Genomic DNA, 8068 nt, shown 5'->3' on the forward strand with positions numbered 1-8068 from the left:
CCCCGGCATCCGGCTCAGCCCCACCGCCTGCATCTGCCGCACCAGTTCGCGGCTGCGCAGGGCAAAGCGTTCGCCTTCAGCCTTGGACGGATCGATGACGATGAGCAACTGCCCAGTCCAGGGCGTCTTCGCCCCCGGGTGCCCGGACCAGTCGAATTCCCAGGAGAAATGCCCGCCGGTCAGCGCCGCCGCCAGCAGCTCGACCATCATCGACAGCGCCGAACCCTTGTGCCCGCCAAACGGCAACAAGGCGCCACCCTCAAGGATGGCCTTGGGATCGCTGGTCGGCTGTCCGCCGGCATCCACGCCCATGCCCTCAGGCAATGACTGCCCCGCCCGCGCGGCGATCTGCACATCGCCATGGGCCATGGCACTGGTGGCCATGTCGAACACGATCGGATCATGCCCGGCGCAAGGCGCGGCGAAGGCAATGGGGTTGGTGCCGAACAGTGGCTTGCGCGCGCCATGGGGCACCACGCAGGTCATGCTGTTGACCACGCTCAAGGCCACCAGCCCCTGTTCGGCGAACGGCTCGACATCCGGCCACAAGGCAGCGAAATGGTGGGAATTATGGATGGCCAGCACGGCGATGCCGGCGTTGCGCGCCTTGTCCACCAGCAAGCTGCGGGCCGCGGCCAAGGCCGGCTGGGCAAAACCGCCCTGGGCGTCCACCCGCACATACCCCGCCGCCACATCGCTCACCACCGGCTGGGCCTTGCCATCGACCCAGCCACTGGCCAGCGTCGAGACATAACCGGGTATGCGGAACACCCCATGGCTATGGGCGCCATCGCGCTGGGCACTGGCGCAGTTGTGGGCAAGCACGGCGGCCACGGCCTCGCTGCAACCGTGGTGCTGCAAGATCGATTGCAACAGCGCCTGCAGTTCGGCAAACGGCACGCGCACGACTGCGCCGGTGGTAGGTGCGGACATCTGGAGCTCCTTTATTGGAATTGGATTCGCTACAGCGCAACGCCCCCGACTCTCCCGCGAATGACAGCTATCTGTCAAATATTGACTTGATGACAGAAAACAGCCATTTTCTTCTCCAAGCCAGAAATCAGCCGGAGCCGCCCATGAGCGCATCGATCAGGCAACGCCTGGAAAGCAGCCTGCACAGCAGTGCAGCCTCCGGCCGCAAGATCGCCAGCTACATGCTCGCCAACCTGCATGAACTGCCGTTCCAGACCTCCGCCAGTATCGCCGCCAAGCTCGATGTCAGCGAGTCCAGTGTCGGGCGCTTCTGCCGCGCACTCGGCTATGCCCACCTCAAGGCGCTCAAGCAGGACTTGCAGAGCGACCTGGGCCAAGGCCCCTGGCTGGTAGGCGATCGCCTGCAGGAATACCGCCAGGCCACTGCCCCGTCCGACCACGACGGCTGCCTGGAAAAGGAAATCGCCGCGCTGGTGCGCGTGCACGAATACAGCCGCACCGAGGCCTGGCACCAGGTCGCCCGACGCCTGGCCGATTCGCCACGGGTGTTCATCGCCGGCTTTCAGACCGAGCGCGGCGTGGCCATGTGCATGGTCCACCTGCTGCAATACCTGCGCGACGGCGTGCAACGGGTCGATGGCAGCGCCGGGCATTTCGGCGAAGTGCTGCTCGGCCAACCGCGGGCCAGCGCCCTGGTGGTGTTCGAGGCGCGTCGTTATTCACGCCATGCCCTGCAACTGTGCCAGCAGGCGCGCGCGCGGGGCATCCCGGTGACCCTGGTCACCGATACCTTCTGCGATTGGGCCGACGACAACGCCGACGAGGTGTTCCGTATCCCCACCGAATTCAATCTGTTCTGGGAGTCCACCGCGACGATGCTGTCGTGGGTGCACCTGATGGTCAACGAGGTCTGCAAGAAGCTCGGACCGGATGTTGAAACACGCTTGGAAGCAACTGCCGCTCTACATAACGAGTTCGTCGGCTACACCTCGTGGCCGGTGGGCAAACAACAATAGCAAGAGTGCTGGTACAGAGGTGCAACATGAAAAGAACCATGGCTATGGTGGGCGCGTGCGCCCTGCTGCTGGCGAGCCACGCCAGTGCCGAAACCCTGCGCTTCGCCACGGAAGGCGCGTACCCCCCGTTCAACTACGTCGATGCCGACAACAAGCTGCACGGCTTCGATGTCGACATCACCCATGCCCTGTGCGAACAGATGAAGGTCGAATGCACCCTGGTGGCCCAGGATTGGGAAGGCATCATCCCGGCGTTGATGGCGCGCAAGTATGATGCGGTGGTGGCTTCGATGATCGATACCCAGGAGCGACGCAAGAAGATCGCCTTCACCGACCACTACTACCGCACCCCACTGACCGTGGCGGTGGCCAAGGACAGCCAGATCAAAGACGCGCAGACCGACTTCAAGGGCTACACGGTCGGCGCCCAGTCCGCCTCGACCCAGGCGATCTACGCCGAGGACGTTTACGGCAAGGCCGGCGCGGACGTGAAGCTGTACCCGACCCTCGACGAAGCCAACGCCGACCTTGCCGCCGGGCGCCTGGACGGGGTGATCGCCGACAAGTTCCCGCTGCATGAGTGGCTGAACAAGAACGGCCAGGACTGCTGCAAGCTCCTCGGTGACGTCGACGGCACCAAGGCTGACGCGGCGATCGCCGTGCGCAAGGACGACCAGGCCCTGCGCACGCGGCTGAACGAGGCGTTGGCGGCAATCGTCGCCAACGGCACCTACCAGAAGATCGCGAGCAAGTACTTTGCCTTCGATATCTACAACTGACGCGCTGGCCTGACAGATTCCTGGGGCTGCTACGCAGCCCTTTCGCGGCGCGAGGCCGCTCCTACAAGCGACCGCGCGCCTCTGTAGGGGCGGCCTGGTGTCGCGAAGGGCGCAAGCGCGCTCGGATTCGCCGACCTCGAGGGCTCAATCCATGCTCGATCAACTCTCCCTGCTGTCCTTCGCCAGTGGCGGATGGGGCCAGGCGCTGCTGGCCGGCGCCCTGGTCACCGTATCGCTGGCCCTGGCCTGCCTGCCCATCGGCCTGCCCCTCGGGCTGCTGGTGGCCCTGGCGGCGCGCTCGCGCAAACGCCTGCCAAGGGCCTGGGCCACCACCTTTTCCACGGTGTTCCGCGGCCTGCCCGAACTGCTTACGCTGCTGATCATCTACTACGGCTGCCAGATCGCCGCGCAGAAGATCCTCGCCGCCATGGGCTATGAAGGCGAGGTGCTGATCAACACCTTCCTCGCCGCCATGGCCGCCTTCAGCCTGGTGTTCGCCGCCTTCTCCAGCGAGATCTGGCTGATGGCCTTCAAGACCCTGCCCAAGGGGCAACTCGAGGCCTGCTCGGCCCTGGGCCTAAGCCGGCGCACGGCGTTTTTCAAAGTGCAACTGCCGCAACTGGCGCGTATCGCCCTGCCAGGCTTGTCGAACAACTGGCTGAGCCTGCTCAAGGACACCTCGCTGGTCTCGACCATCTCGCTGATCGACCTGATGCGCCAGACCAACCTGGCGGTCAGCGTGACCAAGCAGCCGATGCTGTTCTATGGCGTGGCCTGCCTGGTCTACCTGCTGTTCTCGGCGCTATCGGGGCAGGTCTTCGCCCTGCTGGAGCGGCGCAGCAACCGTCACCTGCTAGGAGCCCGGCCATGACCTTCGAGCAATTGCTGGCCTATGTGCTCGACCCCGACCTGCTGGAACGTTACGGCGGGCGCTTCATCGACGGGCTGCTGGTGACCGCCAAGCTGGTGGCGATCTCGTTCACCCTTGGCGCGCTGCTGGGCATGCTGCTGGCCTTGGCGCGGATGTCGCGCAGCGTCGCCCTGCGCCGTCTGGCCGCCGGCTATGTGTATTTCTTCCGTGGCTCGCCGCTGCTGGCCCAGCTGTTCTTGCTGTACTACGGGCTGGGCTCGCTCAAGGGTTTCTGGCAAGACCTCGGGCTGTGGTGGTTCTTCCGCGAAGCCTGGTACTGCGCGCTGCTCGCCTTCACCCTCAACACCGCCGCCTACCAGGCCGAGATCTTCCGCGCCAGCCTGATGGCCGTCGCCCCCGGCCAGTACGAAGCGGCCCGGGCCCTGAACCTCAAGCGCTCGACCACCTTCTTCAAGGTGGTGTTGCCGCAGTCGCTGCTGGTGGCCATCGGCCCACTGGGCAACGAGCTGATCATGATGATCAAGGCCAGCGCCATCGCCTCGCTGGTGACCATTTACGACCTGATGGGGGTGACCAAGCTGGCCTTCTCGCGCAGCTTCGACTTCCAGATCTACCTGTGGGCGGCGGTGCTCTACCTGCTGATCGTGGAGATCGTCAGGCGCGCCCTGAAACACCTGGAGGCCCGCCTGGGCCGCCACCTGAACTGATTGAAGGAAGGGTTCCATGTATTGCCAGACCATCGTCCTGGGCGCCGGCATCGTCGGTGTCTGCACCGCCCTGCACCTGCAAGCCCGCGGGCGCCAGGTGATCCTCATCGACCGCGACGAGCCCGGCAGTGGCACCAGCCATGGCAACGCCGGGCTGATCGAACGCTCCAGCGTGATTCCCTACGCCTTCCCGCGCCAATTCAGCGCCTTGCTGCGCTACGGCCTGAACCGCCAGCCCGACGTGCGCTACAGCCTGGCCCACCTGCCCCAGGCGGCGCCCTGGCTGCTGCGCTATTGGCAGCAGTCGGCGCCGGGGCGCCTGGCCAAGGCCGCGGCAGACATGCTGCCGCTGGTGCAACGCAGCGTCGAGGAACACGACGCGCTGATCGAGGCCGCCGGCCTGCAAGCCCTGGTCCAGGCCAAGGGCTGGATCGAGGTGTACCGCGACGACGCCTTGTTCGCCAAGGCCAAGCAGGAACTGCCGGGCCTGGCCCGTTATGGCCTGCGCTACGAGATCCTCGATCGCGCGGCGCTGCAGGCCCGCGAGCAGCAGCTCGACGGCGACGTCAAGGGGGGTATCCACTGGCTCGACCCGAAGACCGTGAGCAACCCCGGTGGCCTCACCCGCGGCTATGCGGCGCTGTTCGTCCAGCGCGGCGGACAGTTCCTTCACGGCGATGCCCGCAGCCTGCGCCAGGTCGAGGCTGGCTGGCAGCTGGACAGCCGCCGTGGCACGGTCAGCGCCGACGAGGTGGTGGCCTGCCTGGGCCCGCAGTCGGCCGAGCTGTACGAACGCCTGGGCTACCACTTCCCGCTGGGCATCAAGCGCGGCTACCACATGCACTACAGCACCCGCGGCGGCGCCGAACTCAGCCATTCGGTGTGCGACACCCAGGGCGGCTACGTGCTGGCGCCAATGGCCCGGGGCGTGCGTCTGACCACTGGCATCGAGTTTGCCGCCAGCGACGCCGCCGTCAATGAAATCCAGCTGCGCCGCTGCGAGGCCCTGGCGCGCAAGTTGTTCCCGGCCCTGGGCGAGCGCCTGGACGACAAACCCTGGCTGGGCCGTCGCCCATGCCTGCCGGACATGCGCCCGGTGATCGGCCCGGCGCCCCGGCACCGCAACCTGTGGTTCAACTTCGGCCACGCCCATCATGGCCTGACCCTGGGTCCGGTGAGTGGCCGCCTGCTGGCGGAGCTGCTGACCGGCGCGCCTCCCTTCACCGACCCGGCGCCCTACAGCGCCGCGCGTTTCGACTGACGCCCCTGCGGGAGAACAACAACATGACCGCCCCTTTGAGCCTTGCCAGCCTGTCCCCTGCCCCCGACCCGCGCCCGGAGCTGATCCGCATCGAGGGCCTGAACAAGCATTACGGTGCTTTCCATGTACTGCACGATATCGACCTGTCGGTGCGCGAGGGTGAGCGTATCGTGCTCTGTGGCCCTTCTGGCTCGGGCAAGTCGACGCTGATTCGCTGCATCAATCGCCTGGAGGTCGCCGAGCAGGGCAGCATCCAGGTGGCCGGTATCGACCTGGCGGGCAACAGCCGCCAGGCCAGCCAGGTACGCAGCGAGATCGGCATGGTGTTCCAGCACTTCAACCTGTTCCCGCACATGAGCGTGCTCGACAACTGCCTGCTGGCGCCGATGAGCGTGCGTGGCTTGTCGCGCCGGGAGGCCGAGGAGCGCGCGCGGCTGTACCTGAGCAAGGTGGGTATCGAGAACCAGGCGCACAAGTATCCCAGCCAGCTTTCCGGTGGGCAGCAACAACGGGTGGCGATTGCCCGGGCGCTGTGCATGAAGCCGCGGATCATGCTGTTCGACGAGCCGACCTCGGCGCTGGACCCAGAGATGGTCGCCGAGGTGCTGGAGGTGTTGGTGCAGTTGGCGGACACCGGGATGACCATGCTCTGCGTGACCCACGAGATGGGGTTTGCCCGGCAAGTGGCGCAGCGGGTGCTGTTTCTTGAGGGCGGGCAGATCATCGAGGACAGTAGCCCGGAGGTGTTCTTCGGACAGCCCCGGACGGCGCGGGCGCAGGCGTTCTTGAAGCAGATCCTGCATTAACGATTAACGGCCTTTCAGGCGAGTGCCAACGCTTGCCGTTGCCGTTGCCGTTGCCGAACGAGAGGCTAGCGCCAACCCCAGCGAGCGTCAGCTGCGCCAGTACAAGCGCCGCCCGTAAGGCCGAACGCAGGCCTTGCGAAGGGAGGTGACGGGCATGGATGCCCGTCAAGCGCTGGGGCCCAGGATGGGCCCTACAGCGCGGTCCTCCCGGGAGCAAGGCCGCAGTGAGGGAACAACAGCACGTGAAGCAAGCCGCATAGTTAGATGGTTGACGCGACAACTACCTTGAAAAACGCCGGCGCTTACAACTTTTAAAACAGACGCAGACCGACTTTGACTTTGACTTTGACTTTGACTTTGACTTTCAGAGCGTGGGTTTTGAAAGTTATACGCTCATTCATTGGCGATGGCGACGCATAATGTAGTGGTCTAATGAAACCGGACACCCATTTAGGCGAGAATGCTCGCCACAGAGAGGTGTCCGATGACCAAGCAACGCCGTACCTTTACCCCTGAGTTCAAGCGCGAAGCCGCCTGCCTGGTGCTCGACCAAGGCTACAGTCATGCCGAAGCAGCCCGCTCGCTCGGCTTGGTCGAGTCGGCCCTGCGCCGTTGGGTTAATCAGCTTCAACAGGAGCGCGGCGGCATCACGCCGACCAGCAAGGCATTGACGCCAGAGCAACAAAAAATCCAAGAGCTGGAAGCTCGAATCACTCGCCTTGAACGCGAGAAGTCGATACAAAAAAGGCTACCGCGCTCTTGATGTCGGAAGATCTCGAGCGTATTCGCTGATCCGCCAGCTCAGCGCCCATGAGCCAGTTGATTGTTTGTGCGAAGTGTTCGAAGTCACTCGCTCAAGTTACTACGCACATCGTCATAGAAGACGAGCTCCGGACGTTGAGCGACTGCGATTGCGCAGTCGAGTTAATGAGTTGTTCACGCGAGGGCGAAGTGCGCCCGGCAGCCGTAGCATCAAGGCAATGATGCAAGAAGAGGGTGAGCAAATCGGGCGGTTCAAGGTGCGCAGCCTGATGCGTGAGCTGGCGCTGGTCAGCAAGCAGCCAGGATCACATGCGTACAAAAAGGCCACAGTGGAGCGGCCAGATATTCCGAATATCTTGAACCGAGCGTTTGATGTCGAAGCGCCAAATCAGGTCTGGTGTGGCGACATCACTTACGTTTGGGCGCAGGGCAAATGGCACTATCTGGCAGTTGTCCTGGATCTCTATGCACGCAGAGTGGTGGGCTGGGCCTTATCAGAAAAGCCGGATGCCGACCTCGTGGTCAAAGCTCTGGACGTGGCTTACGAACAACGCGGAAAGCCCCAAGGGCTGCTGTTCCACTCCGACCAAGGATCGCAATATGGCAGCCGTCAGTTCCGTCAGAGACTATGGCGCTACCGCATGCGCCAGAGTATGAGCCGCCGAGGCAACTGCTGGGATAATGCGCCGATGGAGCGAGTATTTCGCAGCTTGAAATCAGAGTGGATACCGGCCACGGGCTACCTGACCGGGCAGCAAGCTCAGCGAGACATTAGCCAGTACCTGATGAACCACTACAACTGGATCCGCCCCCATCAATTCAACGATGGACTGGCTCCGGCGAAAGCTGAAGAAAAACTCAAAGCCGTGTCCGGGATCAGTTGACCACTACATAATCACCTTTCCGCCCTTACGGCGGGTCCCTTTTTGAAGG

Annotated in this window: 8 protein-coding genes; 7 read left to right on the forward strand and 1 reads right to left on the reverse strand. The window is 64.1% G+C overall.

Going from position 1 to position 8068, the window contains the following annotated elements; genetic code table 11:
- Positions 1–933 (reverse strand): Ldh family oxidoreductase (locus E3U47_RS24590; protein WP_134694168.1); only part of this gene is annotated, 933 nt, incomplete at its 3' end.
- Between the two features lie 143 nt (positions 934–1076).
- Here E3U47_RS24590 and E3U47_RS24595 point away from each other — a divergent pair.
- The 7 genes from E3U47_RS24595 to E3U47_RS24625 all read left to right on the forward strand — a co-directional run bounded on the left by E3U47_RS24595 (position 1077) and on the right by E3U47_RS24625 (position 8019).
- Positions 1077–1949, forward strand: coding sequence for a MurR/RpiR family transcriptional regulator (locus E3U47_RS24595; RefSeq protein ID WP_134694169.1), 873 nt, complete (start codon positions 1077–1079; stop codon positions 1947–1949).
- 26 nt (positions 1950–1975) lie between these two features.
- Positions 1976–2728 carry a transporter substrate-binding domain-containing protein gene (locus E3U47_RS24600; protein ID WP_134694170.1) on the forward strand — a complete coding sequence of 251 codons (753 nt, stop codon included), beginning with the start codon at positions 1976–1978 and terminating at the stop codon, positions 2726–2728.
- 151 nt (positions 2729–2879) lie between these two features.
- Positions 2880–3599, forward strand: coding sequence for an ABC transporter permease (locus E3U47_RS24605; protein WP_134694171.1), 720 nt, complete (start codon positions 2880–2882; stop codon positions 3597–3599).
- Positions 3596–4306: an ABC transporter permease gene (locus tag E3U47_RS24610; RefSeq protein ID WP_134694172.1), complete on the forward strand. Its 711-nt coding sequence runs from the start codon at positions 3596–3598 to the stop codon at positions 4304–4306. Before E3U47_RS24605 ends, E3U47_RS24610 begins: the two co-directional genes overlap by 4 nt.
- 16 nt (positions 4307–4322) lie before the next feature.
- Positions 4323–5567: an FAD-dependent oxidoreductase gene (locus tag E3U47_RS24615; RefSeq protein WP_134694173.1), complete on the forward strand. Its 1245-nt coding sequence runs from the start codon at positions 4323–4325 to the stop codon at positions 5565–5567.
- Between the two features lie 23 nt (positions 5568–5590).
- Positions 5591–6373, forward strand: coding sequence for an amino acid ABC transporter ATP-binding protein (locus tag E3U47_RS24620; RefSeq protein ID WP_134694174.1), 783 nt, complete (start codon positions 5591–5593; stop codon positions 6371–6373).
- A 484-nt stretch (positions 6374–6857) separates the two neighbouring features.
- Positions 6858–8019 (forward strand): IS3 family transposase gene (locus tag E3U47_RS24625; protein WP_134694175.1). Its coding sequence is split into 2 segments (ribosomal slippage): positions 6858–7114 and positions 7113–8019, totalling 1164 coding nucleotides; the frame shifts between segments, so codons are not numbered across the junction.
- Positions 8020–8068: the final 49 nt, after the last annotated feature.

The organism is Pseudomonas sp. RIT623 (genome assembly GCF_004519305.1).
Classification (GTDB): domain Bacteria; phylum Pseudomonadota; class Gammaproteobacteria; order Pseudomonadales; family Pseudomonadaceae; genus Aquipseudomonas.

Excerpts from the sequence above, each read along its gene's own strand:
- E3U47_RS24600 (WP_134694170.1), top strand. The coding sequence starts at position 1,976 with ATGAAAAGAACCATGGCTATGGTGGGCGCGTGCGCCCTGCTGCTGGCG.
- E3U47_RS24620 (WP_134694174.1), top strand. The coding sequence starts at position 5,591 with ATGACCGCCCCTTTGAGCCTTGCCAGCCTGTCCCCTGCCCCCGACCCG.
- E3U47_RS24610 (WP_134694172.1), top strand. The coding sequence starts at position 3,596 with ATGACCTTCGAGCAATTGCTGGCCTATGTGCTCGACCCCGACCTGCTG.
- E3U47_RS24595 (WP_134694169.1), top strand. The coding sequence starts at position 1,077 with ATGAGCGCATCGATCAGGCAACGCCTGGAAAGCAGCCTGCACAGCAGT.
- E3U47_RS24615 (WP_134694173.1), top strand. The coding sequence starts at position 4,323 with ATGTATTGCCAGACCATCGTCCTGGGCGCCGGCATCGTCGGTGTCTGC.
- E3U47_RS24605 (WP_134694171.1), top strand. The coding sequence starts at position 2,880 with ATGCTCGATCAACTCTCCCTGCTGTCCTTCGCCAGTGGCGGATGGGGC.